We start from the raw sequence: 24,688 nt of genomic DNA, 5'->3' as shown, positions 1-24,688 counted from the left end.
GGCCACGGCGCGACGACCGCGCGGATGATCCATGCGGCCGTAGCCGGCGTTCAAGCGCCGGCGATGCTGACGGTTCGAGGAGGTCGTGCCGGCGGCTCCGACAGCCGGGAGCTGCGCGCCGCGTCGTCCTCCAGGGCGATCACCGCGACGACGGGCAGAACGAGATTGACGAAGCTTTTTCCGGCACCGCTCGCGAAGCTCTTGATAAGGCAGAGATTCAATGCCGGACAATGCGTGGCGCAATCGGGCGTTTTGCCGTCGTCGGAAGGACAGCACGGCATGCCAGCTTCCATGGCCGCATTTTCGCCCCCGGGCATGCCGTAGCCGGCCTTCGCAGGACTGACGAAAGCCGACAGGGTCCCTGCCGCCATGAACAGCGCCAGAACCAGACAATGCGCGAGGGATCGCAACTTCATCCCATGAAAGTGCCACGCCGGGGCCGGCGTGGCACTTCAAAATTTCGTCAGCAGGGCTCTTTAAGCGCCGTAGCGCTGCACGCCATCCATCCAGGTCTCGCTGACCTTGATCTTGCTGATCTGCACCTGGGCAGCGGTCGGGTCCTGTTCGAGAATGGCCAGATCCGCCAGTTTGCCTGTTTCGAGCGTGCCGATCTTGTCGTCCATATGGCACTGCCAGGCGGCGTCGATCGTGACTCCGCGCAGCGCCGCTTCGACGGGAATGCGCTCGTTGGGGAAGAAGACGTCGCCGCCCTCGTTCATTACACGCGTCACCGCATCCTCGACACAACGCAGCGGTTCGATCGGCGTCACGTTCCAGTCCGAATGGAATGAAATCTTGAGACCAGCCGCGAGAGCCGAAGCGCAGGGATCATAGAAGCGCGCCCGCTCCGGCCCCAGCAGCCGGTCGCGGAACGCCTTGCCCCACCAGCGAATATGCCCCGTCAGGAAGGACGGCGACAGACCAAGCTTCTTCATCCGCACCATCTGTTCTGGATGGAGGACGCTGCAATGCTCGATGCGATGGCGCAGATCGGTGTTCGGATTGGGTCCGAGCACAGCCTCATAGGCATCGATGACCATATCGATCGCCGCGTCGCCATTGGCATGCACACCGACCTGCCAGCCGCCGGCGTGCGACCTGCGGATCACTTCGGTTACCTGCTCAAGACTGTAATTCAACGCGCCGCGCGCGTTGGTCCCGAGATAGTTCTCGCGCTGATAGCCGGTCTGCGCCTGGTTCGAACCGTCGGCCCAGGCCTTGATACCGTCGACACGGAAGAACTCATTGCCGCGTCCCGGCTTGATGCCCTGCTTCTCCCATTCGTCCATCAACGTCGAAACCAGCATGCCCCGGTAGCGCAGCGGCGAATTCGCATTGCCGGCCACGGCGTCGAGCAGCGCCAGGTCCTGCATGCCAGCCATCAAGCCGATGCCGTTGTCGTGCACCATCGTGCAACCGACCGAGGCGCAGCGGTTGATCAAGTTCCGCGTCCGTCCGACCATCTCGGCCGCGCTCGGCGCCGGCATGGCCTTGATGAATAATTCTTGGGCGGCCATCTCCTCGAGGCGCCCGGTCAGGTTCCCGTTCGAATCGCGAACGAAACGCGCTCCCGACGGATTGGGCGTGTCACGTGTAACGCCGACGGCTTTGAAGGCGAGGCTGTTGGCGTAAGCGATATGGCCGTTGCTCTCCTGCATGAAGAACGGATTCTTCGGTGAAATCTGGTCAAGCTCAGCCAATGTCGGGATGTGGGCGTCACGGGTGATGCTGGAGTCGAACTGCTGGGCGCGGACCCATTCGCCGTCCTTGGCTTTGGCCACACCATCTCTGAGTTTCGTCAACACCGTCGCGTAATCCGGCGTCGTGATCGGGCTGACGTCGATCCAGTCTTCGAAAATGGTGAAGACGAAATGCATGTGCGGATCGATCAACCCCGGCATCAAGGTGCGCCCTTTCAGATCGACCACACGCGTCTTGGGGCCGCTGAAGGATTGCACATCGTCCAATTTACCGACGGCGATAATCTTGTTGCCACGGATGGCAAGAGCCTCGGCGCGCGGCGCCTGGCTGTTGATGGTGAGAACCGGGCCACCGCGGAAAATAACGTCAGCAGGCCCCGAAGCCGGTTGGGCCATGACCGGCTCCACCGCCGAAGCGACGAAGGCCGATGCGGTGGCAACGCTCATATACTTGAGAAAACCGCGGCGCGATGCGGCGCTGCGGAGAACGGCTAATTGGCCGGGGTTACAAGCCAAGCACATCGTAGATCTCCTTGAAATATCTCACGCCGTCAGAAGCGGATCGAGGCGCCGACCAGCGGCCCATGTTGGGTGACGTTCCACTGGAAACCGCCGCTGCGGTAATCCTGCTTCAACACGCGATAGCCGACGCCAAACGTCGTCTGATAACCCGCCAGCAGCATGCGATAGCCGAGCACCGCCTGGGCATTGATGCTGAAGCGCGAACCAGCGCCGAAGCCGCCGACATCGCTTTCAACGAACAGATTCCAGCGGTCGGTCAGATCGTAGTTGAAACGGGCACCGACGAACGGATCGGCCCAGCTTTGCCGCTCGGAAACGTTGAAGAAACCAAGGTGGACGCGGGCGCTCATGCTGGTCCAGCGCATGCCGGCCGTCGGCTCGATAGCGAAGACACGCGGCGTGCCAAACACCGTATTGCCGCCGAGCCCAGCCTCATAGACGCGGTAGAAGAAGCCGGCGCTGATCAAGGCTGAGCGCATGCTGACGCCGATGTTGAACGGGCCAAGATGGGCGTTGTTGGAGACCTTGGTATATTCGGCATTGAGATAGGCGCCGGCCGAACCCTGGCGATATTCGACATTGCCCATGAAGCCGAAGTCGAGATTTTTCAGGGTATCGCGGAACGGCACGTCGACAGGGCGATGGATGCCAAGCACGGCGGCATTGCCGTTGAGCGACGCCGCCCAAAGATAAGGCGTGACGGTAATCGACCAATCCTTCTGCGCAACGAAGGTCGGCACCGGCGCTCGCGGTGCCGGCATGTCGGCGGCACCCGCTGGCATGGCCGCAGCGAGGGTCGCCAAACCCACGGAAGCGGCGATTGCATATCCACGCAGCGAAAGTCCACGCAAAGAATTAGACGTCGAAAACATACTGCTATGCCCCCCGGCTCAGCCAATCGATTGGATAAAATGCCCCACCCGCGCGGCCCCGATAGAGACTGCGTGGCGAAGATGAATCAGCACTGCACGGAATGCTCGCACATCGGCACCGCTTTGAACGTAACACCGCGTCTCATTTTTAATGGCGCTGCGTCTCAAAACCGGTTGTGGTGAACCGCCATCGGCGGCGTTTACTCGCTGTCAATCATATTGATCGCACTGACAAATCCTCTTAACCTTAGCCCTCTATGCTCGCCTCACTAAAATGGCGAATTCACAAGCCTGGGAGGCATGATGGCGACCGACGAAGTCATCCTTTCGACCAACATGGTCGAGCCTGGCTTGCGCACCGAGCTTTGCCGCGAAATGTCACGCCCCTTTTTCGAGGCGACGCCGCTCGCCGGTAGACCTGCTCCTCTCGAACTCTCCATCCGCTCGCAGATGATCGACAGGGTGATGGTTGCCGACAGTCTCCATGGCCAACAGCAATATTATCGGGACCGTCGCCGCATCCTGAAAAGCGGACTGGACCAGTATTTCCTGCGCCTGTTCCGCACGGGCACGCATGAGGGCGCTTGTGAGGACCGCATGATGTCGGCTGGCCCGGGCGACATCATACTCTTCGATCTCGCTCGCCCCTTCGAAGGCCGTGTCGATCAAGGCTCGATGCTGTCCTTGCTTCTCCCACGCGCGCCGATCGACAGAGCAACCCGCGGACGCGATCTGCACGGGCTGATCCTCAAAGCCGGCGCGCCGATGACGCAATTTCTAACTGATTTCATGGTGAGTTTCTCCGCGCTTGCGGCGGAAACAGCAGATACCAGCTCACAAGCCATCGAAGAGGCTGCGACGACCTTGATCGGCACCTGTTTCGTTCAAGAAGCGCCCAAGGCACATGATCCTGCGTTAGCGCATGTTCTGCGCCACCGTCTGCTCCGCTTCATTGATGCCAATCTCTCCTCGCCCAAGCTTGGTCCGGCGTTATTGATGCATCGATTTCAAGTCTCACGGGCTCACCTCTACCGGATGTTCGCGGCGGAAGGTGGCGTTGCCACGATCATCCGTGAAAAGCGGCTTGACGCCGCCTTCCACACCCTGTCCACGCCGCAGAGCGGCAGCCGTTCGATCACCCAGATCGCCGATGGCCTTGGCTTTTCCAGCAGCACGCAATTCCATCGCGCCTTTCGCGCGCGCTTCTCGCTGACACCGAACCAGGCGCGCCGCGAACGCCTCTCCGCCCTGGCCAATCAGCGACTGACCCACTGCAGGGCCTTTTCGGCCAATACACGCGCCATCTCGCTTTCGGGAGCTCCCTGGGCAGCTCACTTGATCCATCAAGCAATTTAGCTTAGCAATAAACGGGATACCGTCGTGTTTGGCGGTGCGCGAGCTGGGGGCGGCTCAATGGCAGCGGATGAAATCTCTCTTTCGACCGATATGGTCGAACCATCCCTGCGCACCGACATGTGCCGTGAAATCTCGCGGCCTTTCTTCGAAGCGACGCCCTACCCTGGCGAAGCCCGAACACCTCTCGAAGTTTCGATCCGCTCACGCGCCATCGGCGCGCTCCTGATTGGCCCCACCACGTTCAGCCAGCAACAATATCGCCGCGACCGGCGCACCATCCTGCAAGGCGGACTGGATCAGTATTTCCTACAATTGTTCGTTTCCGGCGCGCTTGAAGGCGATTGCAACGGCCGTGCCATATCTGTCGAGCCCGGAGACATTTGCGTCTTCGACCTCGCCCATCCTTTTGAGACACAGGTGCGAACCGGCTCCACCCTATCGATGGTGTTGCCACGAGCCCTGATCGACAAAGCCACCAACGGGCGCAATCTGCATGGACTGGTGCTGAAGGCGGACACGCCGTTGACGCGCTTCCTCGCCGACTTCATCGTCACCTTCTCCAAGCTGACGGATCAGGACAGCGCCGATGCGTTGGCCATCGAGGAAGCGGTAACGACGCTGGTCGCAACAAGCCTGGCCCAGCATGCCCCCACTTCGCACGACCCGGCGCTGGCCCATATTCTACGTCACCGTCTACTCAATTTCATCGACGCCAATCTGTCCGATCCAGAACTCAGCCCGGCGTTGCTCATGCAGCGTTTCCAAGTGTCGCGCGCTCATCTCTATCGGATGTTCGCAACCGAAGGCGGTGTCGCGACGATCATTCGCGAAAAGCGCCTCGATGCAGCCTTCCGCGAATTGTCCCTGCCCGGCAGCCGCGTCCAGTCGATCTCGGAAATTGCCCATACGTTCGGCTTCTCCAGCAGCACGCAATTCCACCGCGCCTTCCGCGCCCGTTTTGCCGTGACGCCGAACCAGGCGCGTGGCCAACTACCGTCGGGGCAGAGCGATCCGCGACTGGCCTCCGTGCAAAATCACTTCGGCGCCTATGCACGACATCTGGTCGTCGGCCGCTCCGACAAACCACCGGCTGACGAAGGCTGATCGAGGGCTGGCTCTGTCTAGCTGCGGCCTGGGTTTCGAATTCATGAACCAGACTTGCCGAAAATACTGGTCAGCCGTTCACGATCCGATAGAAAATCCTCCCCGCGTTGCCACGGCCAGCATATCGCAAATATATACCGCTGGTGCACGAGCAACATCGATCATGGCTGGGGGCTTCATGTGCGACTATTGTTCTTCTAACGGGTCAAACGACCGATCAAACTTGTCCCGCCGACATCTTCTTTGGGGCGGTGCGGCACTCGCCACCGCTGCGTTGACGCCATTTCAAGCAGCTTCGGCGCAGACGGCGACACCGCAGAATGCCATTTCGCCAGACGAGGCGTTGAAGCGCATCATGGACGGCAATGCGCGCTACGCCGCCAATACCTCCTCCAATCAAGATTACTCGGCCGGCCGCGCCGCGCGCGCCACGGCGCAATATCCCATCGCCGCCATCTTGAGCTGCGCCGACTCGCGCGTTGCCCCCGAACTCGCCTTCGACCAGGCGCCCGGTGATCTTTTCGTTGTTCGCCTCGCTGGCAATTTCGTCAACGACGATGGTCTCGCCAGTCTCGAATATGCGGTGAAGATCCTCAACGTGCCGCTGATCATGGTGCTCGGTCATTCCAACTGCGGCGCCGTCGATGCCGCCATCAAGGTACTCAACGATCGCGTCACCCTGCCCGGCCATTTGCAGCAGCTGGTGCGCGACATCAAGCCAGCCGTCGAAGCCGCGCAGAAGCAGAAGCCGGCCAATCTGCTCGCCGCGTCGATCACCCAGAACGTTCGCAACGGCGTGCGCCGCCTCGAAACCGCCAAGCCGATCCTCAGCGAGTTCGTTCAGGCCAAGAAGGTGAAAGTGGTTGGCGCACACTACGATCTAGCGACGGGCAAGATCGCTCTCGTCTGATTTAGGAGGTTGTAGAAGACCCCTCGGTGTCATACCCGACGCCCGCGCAGCGGGTGAGCGGGTATCCAGAGCAAGCGGCAGGATGCTGTTCGGGACAAAGTGTTGCATAGCAATCACGCTGCGACTTCTGTCATGCTGGACGACTACGCAGCAATCGATCCGGCATTCAGAACAAGCGGTAAACTATTTGAAGCGACGAGCTTCCATGAAAGACTGAAGCAGTGACTCTGGATTCCCGCTCAGCCGCTATGCGGCTGTCGGGAATGACACCCAGGTGTCGGCAATGCCGTTCAGTTGGCCGGGGTTTCAATTAGGACCCAACTCTCAGTTCCAGCTTCGAATGCTGTACCTATCAATCTGACCGTGATGCGCAGCAACGTAATTTTTGCAGGCATCACGCAAGCTTTGCAGTTTGACGCCGTCGTAACCCGGATCGTCGCGATTCAGTTTGAGGTCTGTATCAACGACGATAACCGTCTTGAGACCGTCGCTCTCCACAATCTTCATCGTACTAGACGACTTGGCGTTCGGATGATCGATCATAGGGCGCTCCCAGAAAATCCGCTCGGAGGATACCGCCCCGCCCCGAAAAGACATCCCACGCCAATGCAAATCGCCCCCTTGACGGCCTCAGGGCATCGGCGCATGATCCATATAACAAAACGTCGTTTTGAATAATGAAACGATGGGATCGCACCGAGGAAACCGCATGGGCAAGGCGGAGAGCGTCAACACCGAGCCAGGGACGAGCACGCTCGATCTCGCGCTGCGGCTTGTTGAATACCTCGCCTATCAGAGCGGGCCGACGCCTCTCGGTACGATCGCCGCCGCCTTCGATGCTTCCAAATCCACGGTCTATCGCCATCTGCAAACACTGCAGCGCCACGGCTTCGTCCGCCATGATCCGGCAACCGGCAGCTACGACATCGGCGTCAAGATGATGGTGCTGGGCGAGGCCTCGCGCAGCCGTTTCGACATCGTCACGACGGCAAGGCCCGAACTACTGGCGCTGCGCGATGCCACCGGCCAGGCCGTCACCATCTGCACTCTGATCGATGACGAAGTCGTCGTCCTCGAACTCACGCAAGGGCGCACCGTCATTGAATTCGCCACTCGGCCCGGCACGCGCATGGCGCTGCACGCCAGCGCCCATGGCAAGGTCTGGCTCGCTTTCGGCCCCGATCATCTGCTCGACAAAGTGGCGAGCGCGCCGCTGCAGTCCTGGACGCCGGACACGATCACCGATCCCAAGAGACTCATCCGCGATGTCAAAGAAGCCCGGACGCGGGGCTGGACCACGGCACCGGACGAGGTGATCAGCGGCGTCAATACGCTCGCGGCGCCAGTGCGCAACCATCACGGCACGCTGATCGCCTCCATCGCCATCGTCGGCGCCAAGCAGTTCATCCCGGCCACGCCGACGCCCGCCCAGATCACGGCGACACTCGAAACCGCCGCTCGTATTTCCGGAACTTTAGGTTGGAGACAGTAACGCCATGACCTATTCGCTCGCTGTCGATATCGGCGGAACTTTCACGGATATCGTGCTGCGCAACGATGCCGGCGCGCTGACGGTCGACAAGACGCTGACCACCCACCACGATCTCCTGGAGGGCTTCTTCCACGGTGTGCATGCGGTCTTGTCCAAGGCCGATATCGCCCCCAACAGCGTCGATGGCGTCGTCGTCCACGCCACCACCGTCGTCACCAATGCGTTGATCGAGCGCAAGGGCCAGCCGACCGCCATGGTGGTGACGGAAGGCTTTCGCGACGTACTCTTCATCCGCAACGAACACCGCTACGAAATGTACGATCCGCAGATCGAATTTCCCGAGCCGCTGGTGCCGCAAGAACTCACCTTCGGCATTGCCGAGCGCACCCTGGCCGATGGCCGCGTTCTGGCAAGGCCGGCGGAAAAGGACATCGCCGCGCTTATCGCCCAGCTGAAAGCCAGCGGCGCCAAGGCCATCGCTATTTGTTTCCTCAACAGCTTCGCCAATCCGGAAAATGAGCGGCAGGTGGCCGCCGCCCTGCGCCAGGCCCTGCCCGATCTGTTCATCTGCACGTCATCGGACGTGGCGCCGCAGATCCGCGAATATCCCCGCGCCTCCACCACCACGGTCAATGCCTATACGATGCCGATCTCGCAGCCCTATCTGAAGCGGCTCAGCGAACGGCTGGAGACCGAGGGCTTCGCCAATACGCCGCTGATCATGCTCTCGTCCGGCGGTGTCGTCGGCGCTGAAACCGCAGGCCGCAATCCCGTGCGCATGATCGAAAGCGGCCCGGCCGCCGGCGCGCTCGCCGCCTGCCACTATGCTGAATTGCTCAAGATCGACCGGCTGATGTCTTTCGACATGGGCGGCACCACCGCCAAAGCCTGCCTGATTGAAAATCGCGTGCCTCTCGTCACCGGTCTATTCGAGGTCGACCGGCGCTATCGCTTCAAGGATGGCAGCGGCCTGCCGGTGACGGTGCCGTCGATCGACATGATCGAAATCGGCGCCGGCGGCGGTTCGATTGCCCATGTCGATGATCTGGGTCTCTTGAAGGTCGGCCCCGAAAGCGCCGGCTCTATGCCAGGCCCAGCCTGCTACGGCCGTGGCGGCACCAAACCCACCGTCACCGACGCCGACCTGATGCTCGGCCTGATCGACGCCGACAATTTCCTCGGCGGCGACATGAAGCTCGATCGCCCCGCCATGCAAAAGGCCTTCGATCAACTGGCGGGCGAATTGAAACTCACGCCCGTGGAAGCCGCACGCGGCATCTACCGCGTCGTCACCGAAGCCATGGCGTCGGCCGCACGCGCCCACGCCACTGATCGCGGCATCGATTATCGCGGCCTGCCGCTCTTTGCCTTTGGCGGCGCTGGCCCCTTGCATGCCTGCGGCGTCGCGAGCCTGCTGCAGAGCGCCTCGGTGATCGTGCCGCCGCAGTCGAGCGTGCTGTCCGCCTTTGGCACTCTGGTGACGCCGGTGCGGCTCGATCTGGTGCGCAGCGACCTCGGCCGCCTCAACGATCTCGACTGGGACCGCGTCAACCACATTCTCGGCGAACTGACCAAGGAAGCAACCGAGGCCCTCGTCGAGGCCTGTTGCGCGCCCCAGGACGTGCGCTTCGAATTCGGCGCCGACATGCGCTATGTCGGCCAGCAGCACGAAGTGCCGGTCACCTTCGAGGGCGATCCGCGCGTCACCCGCGACATCAGCGGCATCGGCGATCGTTTCGAGACCGCCTATCGCACACTCTATGGCGTCAGCCCCTCCCATGTGCAGATCGAGGTCGTCACCTGGCGGCTGACGGCGCGCGGCCCGGCGATCCCGTTCCAGCCCGCGACCAATGCCGGTGGCAAGGCCACAGCGCAAAAGCGCCATCGCACGGTGCATGCCTGGGAAGACAATCAGCAGGTCGCGGTTTATGCGCGCGCCGATCTGGCTGTCGGCCAGAAGATCGAAGGCCCCGCCATCATCGAAGAGCGCGAAACGACCACCGCTTTGCCGCCTGGCTGGACCGCCGTCATCGACGCCTATGGCTGCATCGTCGCCACAAAAGGATAAAATTCATGGACGCCGTTGAACTTGAAATCCTGTGGTCGAACCTGATTGGCATCGTCAGCGAGCGGGCCAAGGCATTGCAGCGCATCGCCTTCAGCCCGATCGTGCGCGAGGCGGGCGATCTTGCCTGCGCTCTATTCGACCAGCGCGGCCGCATGGTGGCGCAGGCCAATACCGGTACGCCTGGCCACATCAACTCGCTCGCCTTCGCTGGCGCTCATCTCGTCAAGCTCTTCGAGGGCAAATGCGAGCCGGGCGACGTTTTGATCACCAATGATCCCTGGCTCTCGGCCGGCCATTTCTTCGATATCACTCTGCTGACGCCGATCTACGACGGCACCAAAATCATCGCCTATATCGGCTCGACCATCCATCACACCGACATCGGCGGCTATGGCATCGGCGCTGGTGCGCGTGACGTGCACGAGGAAGGCTTGTGGATTCCGCCGCTCAAATTCTATGAGCGCGGCGTCCCCAATCCAGTGTTGCATGCCATGATCGGCCGCAATGTGCGCACGCCCGACGCCGTGTTCGGCGATCTCGCCGCCCAGGTGTCGAGCGGCCATGCCGCCGCCGATCATCTCATCGCGCTGTGCCGTCGCCACGGGCTCGACGATATCGAAACCTTGTCGGACGAGATCATCGCCCGCTCCGAGGAGGCGACGCGCGCCGCCATCCGCAAGCTCAAACCCGGCGTCTATCACGGCGAGAGCAAGTTCGACGTGCCCGGCGGCGAGATCATCACCTTGAAGACCGCGCTCACCGTCGATGCCGACAAGGGCAGCATCACCGTCGATTTCGACGGCTCCTCGATGCAGACGACCACCGGCATCAATGTCGTGCTCAACTACACCCACGCCTATACCACCTTCGCCATCCGCAGCTGCCTCAACCCGGAACTGCCCAACAACACCGGCAGCCTGGCGCCTATCATCGTCAAGGCGCCCGAAGGCTCGATCGTCAATTGCCGCTATCCGGCGCCCGTCAATGCGCGCCACGTGGTCGGCATGTATGTGCCGATGCCGATCCTCAAGGCGCTCTATCAGGTCATGCCGCAGCGGGTGCTGGCGGAAGGCTCGGGCGCGGTCTGGACCATGCAGATCCAAGGCAAGAAAGCCGACGGCAACGCCTTCACCTCGTCCATGTTCAACTATTCCGGCGGCATGGGCGCGCGCGCCACAAAACCCGGCCCCAGCGCCACCTGCTATCCCACCGGCGTCGCGGCCGTGCCGATCGAAATTCTCGAAGCAGCCATGCCGATCGTTTTCGACCGCAAGGAATTGCGGCGCGGCTCCGGCGGCCAGGGTCGCACGGCCGGCGGCGACGGCCAGATCATCCAGTTCCATATGCTCACTGAAGATCCCTGGCTGCTCAACGCCGTGCCAAGCCGTCTCGCCTCCGGGCCTGACGGCGTCGGCGGCGGTTCGCCGGGCCAGAAGGGTGTGTTTCAAGTCAATGGCCGCGATGTCAGCGAACCACGTAAGCTGACCATGCAGCCCGATGACGTTGTTCTCTTGGAAACGCCCGGAGGGGGCGGTTTCGGATCGTCCAACTACTGATTTAAGCATAAACAGGAGAGGGAGAAAGAATATGCAAGGGAGACACTACGCCGTATTGGCGGCCGCCAGCTTTGCTGCCGTCCTCACCGCCTCAGCCGCCAGCGCGCAGGAGACCTATAAGATCGGCATTTCCGCCGGCCTCACCGGCTATGCCGCCACTGTCGATCGCGCCTGGCGCGATGGCGTCGAACTGGCCGCCGCCGCCATCAATGCCAAGGGCGGCGTCAATGGCCGCAAGCTTGAAGTGATCGTCGAGGACAATCGCTCCGAGCCGCAGGAAGCGGTGACTGTCTATCGCAAGATGCTGACCTCAGACAAAGTCAATATCTTCATCTCAGGCTGCGTCTCGGCCGGCAATTTCGCCGCCGCCGGCCTTGTCGTGCGCGCGCAAGTGCCGATGGTGCTCTGCTCCATCCTGCCGCAGCAGCCCGATCAGGTGAAATGGGCCTTCTCCACGCTGCCGCCGGCCGGCTTCGAAATCACCAAGCGCTACGAATATCTGAAGAACAAGACCAATATCCGCAAAGTCGGCGTGCTGCATGACCCCACCCCCTATGCCAATCTGCAGAAGGGCGTGGCGGAGAAAGCGGCGGCCGAATATGGCATCGAGGTCGTCGGTATCGAACAATACAAGCAGGACGACGCTGACCTTTCGGTGCAAATCGCCAAGATGCAGGCGGCCGGCGCTGGCGCGATCCTCAAGATCGGCCTCGGTGGCACCACGCTGACGGCCGCCAAGAACATCAAACAGCTCGGCTCCAACCTGCTGTTGCTGACCAGCCTCGAAGACATCGCCGTCTTCAAGCCGGTGGCGGACGTGCTCGGCGACAAATTCTTCTTCGTTGCCTCACCGTCGCAGGTCAATAACGCCCTGCCCGACGGTGCGCTCAAGACCGAGATCGGCAGATTCCTGAAACCCTGGCACGAGAAATTCGCCGATCGCGATCCGAACTGGGCTTCGCGCGGTTGGGACGGGGTGATGCTGACGGTCGCCGCCATCGAGAAAGCGAAATCCTTTGACGGCCCGGCGGTACGCGACGCGCTTGAACAACTGACCGGCTTCCAGGGCACCACGGGCGTCTACAATATGAGCCCCACCGTGCATCAGGGCCTGACGATCAATCCGTTCTTCATCGCCACCATCGTCGATGGCAAACCGAAGGTCGTGGAATGACAGAGGCCCCCGCGCGGGTTCTTGAAACGCAAGCCCTGACGGCCCGCTACGGCCATGTGCAGGCGCTGTCTGGCGCTGACATTCATGTCTGCGCCGGAGAGCTCGTCGCCGTGCTCGGCCCCAATGGGGCCGGCAAGTCGACCCTGCTGCGCGCGATCCTGGGCCTGGCCACGACCACGGGCACCGCGAGCTTTCGCGGCCAGCCATTGCCGCGGCACGATCCGGTGGCGGTGAGTTCGCGTGGCGTGGTTCTGGTGCCGGAGGGGCGTGGCATTTTCGGCCCCATGACGGTGTCGGAAAATCTTCAGCTCGGGGCTTATCGCCTGCGCGGCGACAAGCCCGAATATGAGCGCCGGCTCACCCGCGTGTTGGCGCTTTTCCCCCGTCTCGGCGAACGTCTCGCGCAAACCGCCGGCTCCATGTCCGGTGGCGAGCAGCAGATGCTAGCCATCGGCCGCGCTCTGATGAGCGATCCGAAAATTCTCCTGCTCGACGAACCCTCGCTCGGCCTGGCGCCGCGCGTCATCGCCGAGATCATGGAAAAGCTGGCTCTGCTGCGTGACGAGGGCCTGCCGATCCTGCTCGTCGAACAAAAGGCGCCCGCCGCGCTGAAATTGGCGCAGCGTGCCTATGTGCTCGTTCTCGGCCGTATCGTGGCCTGTCTCGATCCGCGTGACCTGACCTCACATGACGATCTTGCGCAATATTACTTCCACTGATCGCGGCGGCTTGCTGCTGCGCGCGCTGCCCTTGAGCATCTGGCCCTGGGCGGTGTCGGCTGTCATCGTCGGCTATGCCTTCGTGGTCGGCGGCTATGCCGCAACCGTGATCGCCTTCGCTCTGGTCTATGCCGTGTTTGTGACCGGCCTGAACCTGTTCATGGGCTTCGCCAATCAAGTCACCTTCGGCCAGAACGCCTTCGCCGCTCTCGGCGGCTATGGCTCGGCGATCCTGACGACGACCTATAACTGGCCTGTCGTGCCGGCGATCTGCGCCGGCATCGCGTTGGCCGTGCTGATCGCGCTCGTCATCGGTTATCCGACCTTACGCCTCAAGGGCCACTATCTGGCGATGGCGACGCTCGCCATCGGCCTCATCACCTATGAGATCGCCGTCGAATGGCAATCTCTGACGCAAGGCTATCTCGGCATCTCCGGCATTCCGCCGCTCGGCATCGGCTCTTATGAGATCATTTCCGATCGCGGCCTGCTCGCCACCCTCTCCATTATCGCGCTGCTCTCAGCCTTCGTCGCCGCGCGCATCAAGGCCTCTCGCATGGGCCGCGCCTTCCTGGCGCTTGGCGCCTCCGAGAACGCGGCGCTGGCGCTCGGCATCAACGTGGCGCGCACCAAGCTCATCGCCTTCCTCACCGCCGCCGCCTTCGCCGCGCTGTCGGGCGCGCTGTTCGTTCACGTGGTCGGCTATGTCAGCCCGGAAGTGTTCGGGCTGCATATGGTCATTCTCGGCTTCACCATGCTCTATGTCGGCGGCATCGGCAGCATCGCCGGCCCGCTCGTCGGCGCCCTCTTGATCAGCCTGCTGCCGGAAGTGCTGCGCAGCTTCAAGGATTACCAGGACCTGTTCTATGGCGCGGCGCTGATCCTGCTGCTGATCTACGCGCCACGCGGCCTCGCCGCTTTCTTCGAGCGCCGCCCCTTGAGGGTTAAGTCATGAGTGCTTCCATGACCTCCCGCTTGTCGATCAACGGGCTGAGCAAGCGCTTCGGCGGCCTCATCGCCGTCGGCGACGTCAGCTTCGAGGTGCCGGCGGACGGCGTGACGGCGGTGATCGGCCCCAACGGCGCCGGCAAAACCACCCTATTCAGCTTGATCTCCGGCTTCCTGCCGCCGACCGAAGGCACGATCCGTTTCGAGGGCGACGACATCGTCGGGCTGACGCCAGACAAACTCGCGGCGCGTGGCCTCGTGCGCACGTTCCAGCTCGTCCAGCTATTTCCCGAAATGAGCGTGCTCGACAATGTGAAAGTCGGCCAGCATCTGCACACATCGAGCGGCCTGCTCGCCGCCGTGCTGCGCCCGGGCTCGACGCGCGCGGAAGAAGCCCGCGTCGAGGCGACATCGCGCGAGCTTCTTGAGATGGCGCGCCTGACGCCCCTCGCCGACCAGCCGGCCAAGATTCTCTCCTATGGCCAACAACGCCTGCTCGAACTGATACGGGCGCTCGCCGCCCAACCACGCCTCATCCTGCTGGACGAGCCAGCCGCCGGCCTCGACTCCAACGAATCCAAACATCTCGCCGCGATGATCCGGCAGATCGCCGCCAGCGGCGTCACCGTCCTTTTGATCGAACACGATATGTCGCTGGTCATGTCGGTTGCCGACCGGGTGGTCGTGCTCGATTTCGGCCGCAAGATCGCCGAGGGCACACCAGCTGAGGTGCGAAAACATCCGGCCGTGCTCGAAGCCTATCTGGGCGGCGTGGAGATCGCCGATGTCTGATTATACCTATTTCGCGCAAGTTCTGGTCAGCGGCCTCGGCACCGGCTGCATCTACGGCCTGATCGGTATCGGCTTCTGCGTCATCTACAACGCCAGCGGCATCGTCAATTTCGCTCAAGGCGCTTTCGTCATGCTGGGCGGCATGCTCACGCAAGTGGTGCTGAGCCGGTTTGGTCTGCCACTGCCCATCGCCGCCATCATCGCCATTCTCCTGGTCGCGGCCTCCGGCACGATGCTGGAACGGCTGGTGGTGCGCCCGTTGTGGGACCGCAACGCCACCATGTTCGTGATGATACTGGCCACATTAGCGGCGCAGATCGTGGTCGAACGGGCAACCCTGCTCGCGGTCGGCGATCAGCCGCGCACCCTGCCCGTCTTCACCGATCTGCCGCCGCTGAAATTCGGCGGCGTCGCGGTGAGCCTGCAACTGATCTGGATCCTCGCCACCTCCTGCCTCATCGTCGCCGGCCTCGCCGTCTTCTTTCAAAAGACCAAGACCGGTAAGGCCATGCGCGCCTGCGCCATCGATCGCGAGGCGGCGGCATTACAGGGCATTCCGGTCAAGCGCATGCTGGCGTTGTCATTCGCGCTCAGCGCCGCGCTGGGCGCGCTCGCCGGCGTGCTAATCACGCCGACCCAATACACCGCCTTCAATGTCGGCGTGCCCTTCGCCATTTCCGGCTTCATCGCCGCCATCGTGGGCGGTTTCGGCAAACCGTCCGGTGCCTTCCTCGGCGGCCTGCTGCTGGGCGTGGTGCAAGCGGCGGCGATCGCCGGCTTCGGCTCTGGGCTTAAGAATGTCGCGGCCCTGTCGATGCTGCTCATCTTCCTGTTCCTGCGCCCCGGCGGCATCGTCGGCGCCAGCAAGTGATATAATCGATCAACATCTGGAAAGGACCTGCCATGAACATCAGCAAGATCGATTGGAGCAAAACCGACTGGACGCACGTGCGCGAAGGCGTCGATCGCAAGGGCTTTTCCGGCACCGGCGCCACCATCGCCATCAACCGGCTGATGCCTGGCCACGAGCCCCGGCCGCATTCGCACCCGCACGAGCAGATCGCCTATATCATCAGCGGCAAAATCAAGTTCGTCGTCGGTGGCGAGGAGCATATCCTCGGGCCCGGCAGCGTGCTCGTCGTGCCGCCGAACGTCGAACATTGGGGCGAAGTGATCGGCGAGGAGCCGGTGATGAATCTCGACGTATTCACGCCGACCCGGCCGGAGTACTCTTCCTGAGAGCTGGCGCCACGGAACCTTCCGCCGACGCGCTGGCAGAGGAGGCCCGATGGGTACGTTAACAGGCAAGACCGCCGTCGTCACAGGCGGCACGCGCGGTTTCGGCCGCGGTATCGTCGAGGCCCTGGCGGCCGAGGGGGCGCGGGTCGTCGCCATCGCGCGCAACTCTGAATCGCTTGACGCGCTCAAGCGTGAGGTGAAAGGCGATCTTGCGACGGCGCAGGGCGATGTGACGGACCCGGTGTTCGCGGGGCGGACCATCGAGCGCGAAAGGCCCTCGATCGTTGTGCTCAATGCCGGCGCCCGTGGCCTCAATCGTCCAACCCGCCTCCACAGCTGGGAGACCTTTTCGGTTCAGTATGAAACCGATGTGAAGGCTGCCTTTCTCTGGATGCGCGAAGCTTTGTTGCTCCCTCTCGACAAGGGCAGCACGGTCATTCTCGGCTCAAGCGGCGCTGCGCTTCGGCCGGTCTTTGTCAATGCCAGTTACGCGGCGGCCAAGGCCGCCATATTCGCCTTCGCGCAGGGCGTAGCGGGCGAAGCCCGCCAGTTTGGCATTAATGTTCACTGCCTGTTGCCGGTGATGGCGCCAGACACGGAAGTCGGTCGCGAAGCGCTCAAGGATTTCTCAAAATATCTCGGCGTTTCCGAAGACGACATCAAGCAACAGAAAGGCATGACCCCGCCGGTAACACCAGCGATCGTCGGCAAGGCCGTGATCGATATCATCACCAACCCGGCGCATGCGCAGACAGTCGGCTTCCGCGTTTCCGGCCTGGGCATTGCTGCGGTCGGCACGGGATAGACGACCGGGTTATTCGCCCTTCACCGTTGCCCGCAGCGGTATTTCTTTCAGGGCGAGGAAACACAGGGCGGCGAGCGCTGAGATCACCGCGCCTGCCAGGAAAATGTCGCGGAAAGCGCTGGCGGTCGCCAGTTCGAGCGCGGCATTGCCGGTGGCGCCTTCGCGCAAGCCCGGCAATCCGCTGGCCAGCGCGATAGCGCCCACCGCTGCCACGCCGATGGCGCTGCCCAAACTGCGCATGAAGCTCAAGACAGCCGTGGCGACCCCGAGATGGCGATAGTCGACCGCGTTCTGAACCGTGACCGTGCCGATGGGAAACATCGAGCCCATGCCGAAGCCAGCAAGGAAAAGCAGGGTTTCCGTCAGAAACAACGAGGCGGTGGTGGAGTGCAGAGCCAGTATGGTCAGGCAAACAGCGGCCAGAGCATAACCACCCACAGCCAGATATTTGTAGCGCGGCACATGCGCCACCATCTTGCCGATCACGGCACTGCCGATGGTCGTTCCCATAATATAAGCGACCAACGCCACGCCGGATGCCGCCACCGACAGTCCCAGATGAGCCTGCAGATAGATCGGTACGTAGACGGCCACTGCCAGGCTCGCACCCATGCCGAAGAAACACGCCAGGGTGGCGGCGGCGACGATCCGGTTGCGCAGCACTTCAAGCGGGATCAGCGGCTCCTCCACCCGGCCAAGCCAGAACACGAACAGCAGCCATAAGACGACAGACCCACCAAGCAGCGACAGAATGGGGGCTGAGAGCCATGGATAGGTGCCGCCGCCCCAGGTCAGCGCCAGCATCAACGTCGTCGTCGCCGCCAGGGTCAACAGGCCACCGACAAAATCGAGACGATGACGATGCGACGGCACCACCAGCTTCTTCAGCGGGCCGACCAGAATGAACAAAGCTGCGATGCCCAGGGGGATGTTGACCCAAAAGATCAGCGACCAATGCCAGCGCTGGGCAAAGAACCCCCCCAGCAGCGGCCCGGCCAGGCTGGCGATCGCCCAGGTCGCCGAAATATAGCCGGCATAGGCGGCACGCTCGCGCGGCGGCACCGTGTCGCCAATGACGGTCTGCGCCAGGACCAGCAGACCGCCGCCGCCGATGCCTTGCACGGCGCGGCCGACGATCAGGATCAGCATGGTGGGCGCGAGCGCTGAGATCACCGAACCGAGGAGAAAGATGATCACCGCCGCAGCGATCACCGGGCGCCGGCCATAGCTATCGGAGATCTTGCCATAGAGCGGCGCCGATGCCGTCGCCGTCACCAGATAGGCGGTGACGATCCAGGGCAGATATTCGGTATCGCCCAGCGCGCTGCCGATCGTCGGCATGGCTGGTGTCACGATGGTCTGGTCGATCGCCGCCAACAGCATGACGACCATGACGCCGATGACGATCGCCCGTTTTTCCCTGAGGCCGAGCCTTTCGTCCGGGCGAGGATCGAAATTTTCTTGAACGTTCATGACGGCTGCTTTGGACAGAGAGCGGATGCATCGGCGCATGCGATGCGCTGCCTTGGATCCGCTAGGTCGAGAATGCTGCCCCAAGTGTTTCTTGGGAAGTGGCCGGGCTAACCATCCGACCTGCTCTCGTTTCGGCCGCTCCTTCTATCCCCTGGCCCATTACGGCGTCAATGCTAAGGCAATGCTGAAACGTCTGAAAGCTAAGCCTTCAGCGCATGGCCGGCAGCACCAAGGGCCAGCGCTCAAGCAGATGATAAGTGCCGAGTTCGCCAAGCCAACGTTCGTTATGAATGAGGCAGAATTCCCACACCACGAAGCGGATCGGCTCGATCTCGCGCGGACGGATCGTGTCTGGGCCATAAGAAAGCGTCATGTGGGGGGCGAATTGATCAGCGGCCCGCAGGCCGTTGCTGTCGATCGCCACCCCGAGCCGCCGGTGAAGGTCACGCAAAGCCTCGCTTTCACCAAGCAGAACCAGCGGATACCGGTTGGGACGTCCGCTGGCGAAAGTGGAAACCCCGGACAGCGTAACCTCGAACGGCTTCATCGCAACCGCATCACCGGCCCGCCGCGCTGCGTAAATGAATTTGCCGCGCACCCGCTTGTAGTCGCCAATGAGATGCAAGGAGATATGCAAGCGCTCCGTCAAAAGCGGTTGCCCAGCGAGCCGATGCTCACGACGAAAAACCTGCCCAAACCGTTCGGCGCGAACCGCCGTTTCGGCATCGGGAAACAACGCGAAGAATATCCGCTCCGGCCACTTCGGCCTAGGCAGCGCACGTTCATCGAAATCGAACTCATACTGCATGACGCCTACTCCCACGCCGCCTGCAGTCCCCAATCATTACAATAGAACAAAAAGAGAACAAAACGCAAGCGCCATGATCGGACAATCCAGCAATGATATGCTCGCGCGATGACGATTCATCACGGCTCCTGTCACTGCGGCGCGGTTCGCTTCGAGGTCGAAGCCGAGATTGATCACGTGCGCGAATGTGATTGTTCGATCTGCCGGCGGCGTGGCGCGCTGACGTTTCGCGTCCCCGACAAAGCCCTCCGCATCCTCACACCCGTTGAAGACATGATGATCTATCGCTGGGGCAGCGGAACGGCGGCGGATTACATCTGCCGGGTTTGCGGCATCCTGCCGTTTCGCCGGCCAAGCGCACCGACAGCGAGCGAACTCGCGGCCGGTGCTGCGCCTTTCGATGGATGGGCCATCAATGTGCGCTGCCTGGAGGCAGTCGATCTCGCACGGCTGCCCCGCGTCAAGATCGAAGGCAGCAAGCTCATCATCTAACGCGCCATCACGCCGCTTTGCGCGTCAGCTTACAGTTGAACTCTCGCTCGATGTAGATTTCGACGAAGCCCGGCAGCCAACCCTGGCGCACCATATCCCTGAAGGGCTCTGTATAGCGATCGTCACGCGCCTTGGTCAGCACGACGATGCGCCAGAGATTCAGGGGATCGCTGTCGTCGCCGCCGGCCGCATGCTCCACATGAAACAAGGGCTGGAAGTCGCCGGCGTGCAATTGATGGCCTGTGTCATCGGCGAACTGAGCCCGGCCCATGAACAGGATGCGCTGCGCTTCATTGTCGATTAGCACTTCCTCCAGCACCGTGCCGTGCGCCTTGTTGTCGATCCAACCAAGTTGGTCGGAGGCGCGGAAGAACCGTTCCGTGCCGTCGTTCAGCTTATGTCGTCCCCAGGATTTTCCTTCCGACACCACATAGGGAATGAAGCTGGCCGGATCCCAGGCCTTCTTGCGCTCCATATCCCACAGCTTATCGCGTGACATGCGCACCGAGGGCGCCACCGTATATTTCTCGCGCAGCTTGCTGTTGACGGCGACGGCCGGCAATTCGAACCGGCTGTGGTTTGGATCATTCCAGGCTGCTTCGAATTCGTCGGAAACCGATTTAAATGTAACACCGGTGTTTTCTGGATGGCTCATGTGCTCACCCTCCTTAAGTCTATATCTCAAAGTCTAAATCGGTATGTCTTGAGATTAAGATAATCGACGTTAAGCTAAAAGAGTCAAGACCGACTGGCGAGCAAACCCGCCTAGTCCGGCGTCTGAGGGAGGCTTGGATGTTCAGATCGTGGCGCTTTCTATCCCTGACCGCAGCTGTTGCGCTTCTTATCACGCCCATCGCCCATGCCGAAAATGCGGTGACCACGCGCAATGACATCACCTTCGTCGAACATGACCAGGTGAAGCTCGTCGGCGATCTCTATCTGCCGCAAGGCGTCCAGAAAGCCCCGGTCCTGGTCGCCGTCCATGGCGGCGGCTGGCAGGTCGGTGACCGCAAAATCTACCAGAATTTAGGCCCTTATCTGGCCAAGAACGGTTATGCGGTCTTCGCCATCGAATACCGGCTCAACAAGCCGCAGGCGCGCAGCTATCCCGGCGCGGTCTACGACACCAAGGCGGCGATCCAATATGTACGCGCCAATGCAGCGACGCTCGGCGTCGATCCCGATCGCCTCGGCCTGATCGGCGACAGCGCCGGTAGCCATCTCGCCGCGCTCGTCGCGCTCGCCGGCGAGGAACCGCTGTACTCAAGCGAGTATAAGTCCGATCCGAACGCCTCTGTTTCGGCGAAGGTAAAGGCGGTCGTCGGATTCTACGGCGTCTACGACATGCAGGCGCAGTGGCAGCACGATCTCGTCACCCGCCCACGCGACAATATCGCGGAGAAATTTTTGGGCGCCGCACCTAATACCAATCGAAAAGTCTTCTTTGAGTCGTCGCCGATCAATTACGCCACCGTCGACCGGAACCAAATCCGTTTCCTGCTGATCCATGGCACCGATGACGACATCGTCGATCCCCCTACCCAGTCGAGCGCGTTTCTCCTCGCACTCAAACAAGCGGGTTTCTACGTCCGCACCGTGGTCGTTCCCGGCGCCGGCCATTTCTTCGTCACCGACCCGGTGGATGATACGAGCTTTGCTGGCTTCGCCGGACCTAGGATCGTACGGTTCCTCGCCGAGATAGGGTTCTAAATCCTCGGTGTCATTCCCGATACCGATTACGCCGGCATCGGGATGACAAAGTGGAGCGATCAGGCTGGTTGCAATTGTCGACGCACCAATGGCGGAAAGGCCAGCCCTATTCCCACGGCACCAAGCCCGACAAGCGCGGAGCCGATATAGAGCCACGCATAGCTGGCATAAGCATCGAAAATCAGACCACCAGCCATCGGGCCGAATGCCATGCCGATGCTCGACAACAAAGTTGCCGCGCCAAACACCGTGCCGAGGATTTTCTGCCCGAAATATTCCCGCGCCAGCACCGCATAGAGCGGCATCACACCGCCGTAGATCATCCCGAAAATGGCGGCGAGCACATAGAATTCGCTGAGCCGGCTAACCAGCAGATAGGCCGCGATCGCCAACGCCTGCAACGTCAATCCGGTAAGCAGCACCCGCTTGACACCAAGCCGGTCAGCGAGGACGCCAAACAGAACCCGGCCACCCAAGCCCGCCAGACCTTCGACACTGTAAATACTGACTGCGGCCATCGGCGCGATCCCACACAAGGTCGCATAGCTGACCATGTGGAAGATCGGGCCGGAATGCGCCGCGCAGCAGGCAAAGAACGTCAGGCCCAGCACCCAGAACTGCTGCGAGCGCAGAGCGTCCTTCACCGACATGCCGGGTCCGTTGCCGAGCGCTTGTCCTGCGCCACCACTGGTGACGACAGGCGGCTTGCGCACCAGCAACGCCGCCGGGATCAACAATATCCAGGCCATCACGCCGATGGTGAACATCGCTGTGCGCCAGTCATAAGCGGTGATGAGCCAGCGCGCGAAAGGCGAGATCGTCATCGGCGCCACACCCATGCCGGCGGAAACCAGTGAGACCGCGAGACTACGATTGGTCTCGAACCAACCCGTGGTGGTGGCGATCATCGGCGCGAAAAAGGCGCTGGCGGCGAGCCCGACCAAGATCCCGTAAATGAGCTGGAAGGTCGTCAGCGTTCCCGCCTGGCTCGCCAAAACGAGCGCTAGGCCGAGCAGCACAGCGCCGCTCAACACCACCACACGCGGCCCGAAACGGTCGGTCGCCGCGCCCCACGCAAAGCCGCCAAAGCCCATGACCAGGAAATTCAACGTCATCGCGCTCGATATGCCGGCGCGCGACCAATGGGTGTCGGTCGCCACCGGTTCGAGAAAAATAGCCAACGAAAACATCGCGCCGAGCGCGACACAGGTCATCAGCGCACCAGCGCCAACGATCACCCAACGATAAGAGCTCATGTCCGGCTGTCCTCAGGTTGCGATCCTGCCGGCCTCCCGAAACCCTGCCCGAGATGCCGTCGTCTTTCTCAAGGACGCAGGAGCCTCGGTCATTCCGACATCGGGAACGAATTTTTTGCCTATTTTGACCGGGCGGTTTTGGCCGCCCGAAAGCAATTCAAGGACCCTGATATGATCGATGTGGCATCATGGCTGTGACAACAAATAGGCCGTGACACCAAGCCAGCCCCATCCGAGCATCCCCGCCCAATAAAAGGCGATCCCCGGCGCGATGGTGCTGGATATGCCAAGCCCGATCAGCGCAGGAAGCGCCAGGCCAGCGATCAGCGAGACGGCAGCCCAAATCGACTGCTGATCGTTCAGAAAATGGAAGGCGAAGACGAAGCAGGAAATGATCAGCGCTCCGAAGGCGAGCATGAACGCCATGCTGTGCACGATCGCCGTCGGCGTCATCACGGGCTGCTGATCATCTGGCGTTCCTGGCGGAAACCCCAATCCGGCGGGCGCATCGAAAACGCCCGCCAGCACTAGTCCGATGCCATAGACAGCGATCAGGAGAGCGCAGGCCAGCCCGCTCCCCTTGCTGCCGATGACCTGATGCACCCCAAGCGCGCAGGCAAGCGTCAGGAGGCCACTGATCACGAACACGGCCTTCATGATCCAGCCGCCTTCGCCAAGGCTGAGCACGCTGACCGCATGCCGCTCGATACTGAACCCTGGACGCCGGAAGACCTCGATGGTTGGAACGACAAAGAACAACAGTCCTGCCGCGATTCCAGCCAACAGCAACAGGCGGATATAGGATTGATCAGCGATCATAGCGGCCCCTCTGCTACGGCCAGGCCGTTAGTGTGTCGTCGCTTTGATATGCGCGACCATCTGATCCACCACCGTCGACCAGCCGTGATGGAAGCCCATGTCTTCATGGGTCTTTCGACCCGCTTCGTCACCATGGACCGCGATCGCCGTATAGCGCGTGCCCTTTCCGTTCGGCTCAAGAAACAAGCCGGCGGTGAAGAAAGGCTTCGGCGACGGCCGGAAGCCCGGCAGCAGCGCATCGGTGAAAATCAGCCGCTTATTCGGCACGATCTCCAGATAGCAGCCGAGGTTCGAAAACTCCTGGCCTTCCGGCGAGCGCATCACCGAGCGAAAGCCGCCACCGATACGCAGATCGATCTCGCATTCGGCCACGGTCCAGGGCTTTGGAACAAACCAGTGCTTCACGCTGTCGGGATCCGTCCAGGCCTGCCAGACCAGTTCAACAGGAACATCGATTTCCCGTTCCAACACAAGATCGAGCGCGGGATCGGTTTTTCCAAAAGGCGACATCATTCAGGCTTCTCCTTCTTTTTCAGCGATAAGAGATAAGCGTCGAGACGATCGAGCCGGCCTTCCCACATGGAACGCTGCCGACTGAGCCAATCTCTAGGAATGTCGAACTGCTCGGGCACGAGGGCGTAGGTTCTCACCCGGCCGACTTTCTCCGAGCTGACGAGCCCCGCACCTTCGAGCATTTTCAAATGCTCGACGAAGGACGGCAGCGCCATGTCATAGGCCGACGCCAATTCGCTGACCGATGACGGTTTGGCGCTGAGCCTCTCCACCACATCGCGTCGCGTCGGATCCGCCAGCGCGCGGAAAATGCCGTCGACCACCACCGACTCCGCCGACATGCCCTGCATCATGGTTCGC

At 61.8% G+C, this 24,688-nt stretch carries 26 protein-coding genes; 15 read left to right on the top strand and 11 right to left on the bottom strand.

The window, feature by feature from the left end:
• Nucleotides 1-50: 50 nt before the first annotated feature.
• From BLW50_RS06045 to BLW50_RS06035, 3 genes are read right to left on the bottom strand one after another with little or no spacing between them, the layout of a single operon-like run.
• Nucleotides 51-416, bottom strand: a complete 366-nt coding sequence (locus BLW50_RS06045; protein WP_090698923.1) for a hypothetical protein — start codon at nucleotides 414-416, stop codon at nucleotides 51-53.
• A gap of 60 nt (nucleotides 417-476) precedes the next feature.
• Nucleotides 477-2,222: an amidohydrolase gene (locus tag BLW50_RS06040; RefSeq protein ID WP_090698920.1), complete on the bottom strand. Its 1,746-nt coding sequence runs from the start codon at nucleotides 2,220-2,222 to the stop codon at nucleotides 477-479.
• A 29-nt stretch (nucleotides 2,223-2,251) separates the two neighbouring features.
• Complete coding sequence (locus tag BLW50_RS06035) at nucleotides 2,252-2,983, bottom strand: hypothetical protein (protein ID WP_244544145.1); 732 nt, start codon at nucleotides 2,981-2,983, stop codon at nucleotides 2,252-2,254.
• A gap of 414 nt (nucleotides 2,984-3,397) precedes the next feature.
• Between BLW50_RS06035 and BLW50_RS06030 the strand changes: the two genes are divergently transcribed.
• The 3 genes from BLW50_RS06030 (at nucleotide 3,398) to BLW50_RS06020 (ending at nucleotide 6,464) form a co-directional block, all read left to right on the top strand.
• Nucleotides 3,398-4,450, top strand: a complete 1,053-nt coding sequence (locus BLW50_RS06030) for a helix-turn-helix domain-containing protein (RefSeq protein WP_170850011.1) — start codon at nucleotides 3,398-3,400, stop codon at nucleotides 4,448-4,450.
• Between the two features lie 57 nt (nucleotides 4,451-4,507).
• On the top strand, nucleotides 4,508-5,554 hold the full coding sequence (locus BLW50_RS06025; RefSeq protein WP_090698913.1) for a helix-turn-helix domain-containing protein: 1,047 nt from the start codon (nucleotides 4,508-4,510) through the stop codon (nucleotides 5,552-5,554).
• Between the two features lie 178 nt (nucleotides 5,555-5,732).
• Nucleotides 5,733-6,464, top strand: a complete 732-nt coding sequence (locus BLW50_RS06020; protein WP_090698909.1) for a carbonic anhydrase — start codon at nucleotides 5,733-5,735, stop codon at nucleotides 6,462-6,464.
• 324 nt (nucleotides 6,465-6,788) lie between these two features.
• On the opposite strand, the gene BLW50_RS06015 is transcribed toward BLW50_RS06020, so the two are convergent.
• Entirely contained in the window at nucleotides 6,789-7,007 is a 219-nt protein-coding gene (locus BLW50_RS06015; protein ID WP_139267489.1) for a hypothetical protein, read from the bottom strand.
• Nucleotides 7,008-7,173: 166 nt separating this feature from the next.
• Here BLW50_RS06015 and BLW50_RS06010 point away from each other — a divergent pair, with 166 nt between their 5' ends.
• Genes BLW50_RS06010 through BLW50_RS05965 form a run of 10 tightly spaced genes read left to right on the top strand, consistent with a single transcriptional unit; the run spans nucleotide 7,174 to nucleotide 17,257 of the window.
• A complete protein-coding gene (locus tag BLW50_RS06010; RefSeq protein ID WP_170850010.1) occupies nucleotides 7,174-7,956 on the top strand; it encodes an IclR family transcriptional regulator in 783 nt (260 codons plus the stop codon).
• Between the two features lie 4 nt (nucleotides 7,957-7,960).
• Nucleotides 7,961-10,024: a hydantoinase/oxoprolinase family protein gene (locus tag BLW50_RS06005; RefSeq protein WP_090698899.1), complete on the top strand. Its 2,064-nt coding sequence runs from the start codon at nucleotides 7,961-7,963 to the stop codon at nucleotides 10,022-10,024.
• 5 nt (nucleotides 10,025-10,029) lie between these two features.
• Nucleotides 10,030-11,580, top strand: coding sequence for a hydantoinase B/oxoprolinase family protein (locus tag BLW50_RS06000; protein ID WP_090698896.1), 1,551 nt, complete (start codon nucleotides 10,030-10,032; stop codon nucleotides 11,578-11,580).
• Nucleotides 11,581-11,611: 31 nt separating this feature from the next.
• A complete protein-coding gene (locus BLW50_RS05995; protein ID WP_170850009.1) occupies nucleotides 11,612-12,754 on the top strand; it encodes an ABC transporter substrate-binding protein in 1,143 nt (380 codons plus the stop codon).
• Nucleotides 12,751-13,473 (top strand): ABC transporter ATP-binding protein, encoded by a 723-nt coding sequence (locus tag BLW50_RS05990; protein WP_090698890.1) that lies wholly within the window; start codon nucleotides 12,751-12,753, stop codon nucleotides 13,471-13,473. Before BLW50_RS05995 ends, BLW50_RS05990 begins: the two co-directional genes overlap by 4 nt.
• A complete protein-coding gene (locus BLW50_RS05985) occupies nucleotides 13,442-14,428 on the top strand; it encodes a branched-chain amino acid ABC transporter permease (protein ID WP_090698888.1) in 987 nt (328 codons plus the stop codon). The genes BLW50_RS05990 and BLW50_RS05985 overlap by 32 nt, the downstream gene beginning before the upstream one ends.
• A complete protein-coding gene (locus BLW50_RS05980) occupies nucleotides 14,425-15,213 on the top strand; it encodes an ABC transporter ATP-binding protein (protein ID WP_244544144.1) in 789 nt (262 codons plus the stop codon). The genes BLW50_RS05985 and BLW50_RS05980 overlap by 4 nt, the downstream gene beginning before the upstream one ends.
• Nucleotides 15,206-16,084 (top strand): branched-chain amino acid ABC transporter permease, encoded by an 879-nt coding sequence (locus BLW50_RS05975; RefSeq protein WP_090698885.1) that lies wholly within the window; start codon nucleotides 15,206-15,208, stop codon nucleotides 16,082-16,084. Before BLW50_RS05980 ends, BLW50_RS05975 begins: the two co-directional genes overlap by 8 nt.
• A gap of 32 nt (nucleotides 16,085-16,116) precedes the next feature.
• Nucleotides 16,117-16,452 (top strand): cupin domain-containing protein, encoded by a 336-nt coding sequence (locus BLW50_RS05970; protein ID WP_090698881.1) that lies wholly within the window; start codon nucleotides 16,117-16,119, stop codon nucleotides 16,450-16,452.
• Between the two features lie 49 nt (nucleotides 16,453-16,501).
• Complete coding sequence (locus BLW50_RS05965; RefSeq protein ID WP_090698877.1) at nucleotides 16,502-17,257, top strand: SDR family NAD(P)-dependent oxidoreductase; 756 nt, start codon at nucleotides 16,502-16,504, stop codon at nucleotides 17,255-17,257.
• A gap of 9 nt (nucleotides 17,258-17,266) precedes the next feature.
• Here the strand turns inward: BLW50_RS05965 and BLW50_RS05960 are convergent, their stop codons facing one another.
• Together BLW50_RS05960 and BLW50_RS05955 are read right to left on the bottom strand one after the other, a co-directional pair.
• A complete protein-coding gene (locus BLW50_RS05960) occupies nucleotides 17,267-18,730 on the bottom strand; it encodes an MDR family MFS transporter (RefSeq protein ID WP_090708768.1) in 1,464 nt (487 codons plus the stop codon).
• A gap of 208 nt (nucleotides 18,731-18,938) precedes the next feature.
• Nucleotides 18,939-19,538, bottom strand: a complete 600-nt coding sequence (locus BLW50_RS05955) for a 2'-5' RNA ligase family protein (RefSeq protein ID WP_090698873.1) — start codon at nucleotides 19,536-19,538, stop codon at nucleotides 18,939-18,941.
• A gap of 108 nt (nucleotides 19,539-19,646) precedes the next feature.
• On the opposite strand from BLW50_RS05955, the gene BLW50_RS05950 reads away from it, so the two are divergent.
• On the top strand, nucleotides 19,647-20,030 hold the full coding sequence (locus BLW50_RS05950) for a GFA family protein (protein ID WP_090698871.1): 384 nt from the start codon (nucleotides 19,647-19,649) through the stop codon (nucleotides 20,028-20,030).
• A 7-nt stretch (nucleotides 20,031-20,037) separates the two neighbouring features.
• Here BLW50_RS05950 and BLW50_RS05945 read toward each other — a convergent pair whose 3' ends face one another.
• Nucleotides 20,038-20,685, bottom strand: a complete 648-nt coding sequence (locus BLW50_RS05945) for a hypothetical protein (protein WP_090698868.1) — start codon at nucleotides 20,683-20,685, stop codon at nucleotides 20,038-20,040.
• 137 nt (nucleotides 20,686-20,822) lie between these two features.
• Between BLW50_RS05945 and BLW50_RS05940 the strand changes: the two genes are divergently transcribed.
• Entirely contained in the window at nucleotides 20,823-21,740 is a 918-nt protein-coding gene (locus BLW50_RS05940; protein ID WP_090698864.1) for an alpha/beta hydrolase, read from the top strand.
• 59 nt (nucleotides 21,741-21,799) lie between these two features.
• Here the strand turns inward: BLW50_RS05940 and BLW50_RS05935 are convergent, their stop codons facing one another.
• From BLW50_RS05935 to BLW50_RS05920, 4 genes are all read right to left on the bottom strand, one after another.
• Entirely contained in the window at nucleotides 21,800-22,996 is a 1,197-nt protein-coding gene (locus BLW50_RS05935) for an MFS transporter (RefSeq protein WP_090698860.1), read from the bottom strand.
• Nucleotides 22,997-23,182: 186 nt separating this feature from the next.
• On the bottom strand, nucleotides 23,183-23,815 hold the full coding sequence (locus BLW50_RS05930) for a DUF998 domain-containing protein (protein WP_090698857.1): 633 nt from the start codon (nucleotides 23,813-23,815) through the stop codon (nucleotides 23,183-23,185).
• Between the two features lie 27 nt (nucleotides 23,816-23,842).
• Nucleotides 23,843-24,325 carry an SRPBCC family protein gene (locus tag BLW50_RS05925; RefSeq protein WP_090698855.1) on the bottom strand — a complete coding sequence of 161 codons (483 nt, stop codon included), beginning with the start codon at nucleotides 24,323-24,325 and terminating at the stop codon, nucleotides 23,843-23,845.
• Nucleotides 24,325-24,681: an ArsR/SmtB family transcription factor gene (locus tag BLW50_RS05920; RefSeq protein WP_090698851.1), complete on the bottom strand. Its 357-nt coding sequence runs from the start codon at nucleotides 24,679-24,681 to the stop codon at nucleotides 24,325-24,327. Before BLW50_RS05920 ends, BLW50_RS05925 begins: the two co-directional genes overlap by 1 nt.
• Between the last annotated feature and the right edge of the window lie 7 nt (nucleotides 24,682-24,688).

The organism is Beijerinckia sp. 28-YEA-48 (assembly GCF_900104955.1).
In the GTDB taxonomy this organism is placed as follows: domain Bacteria; phylum Pseudomonadota; class Alphaproteobacteria; order Rhizobiales; family Beijerinckiaceae; genus Terripilifer.
Note: the sequence above shows the minus strand (reverse complement) of the source record. Positions and strands in the feature narration are given on the sequence as shown.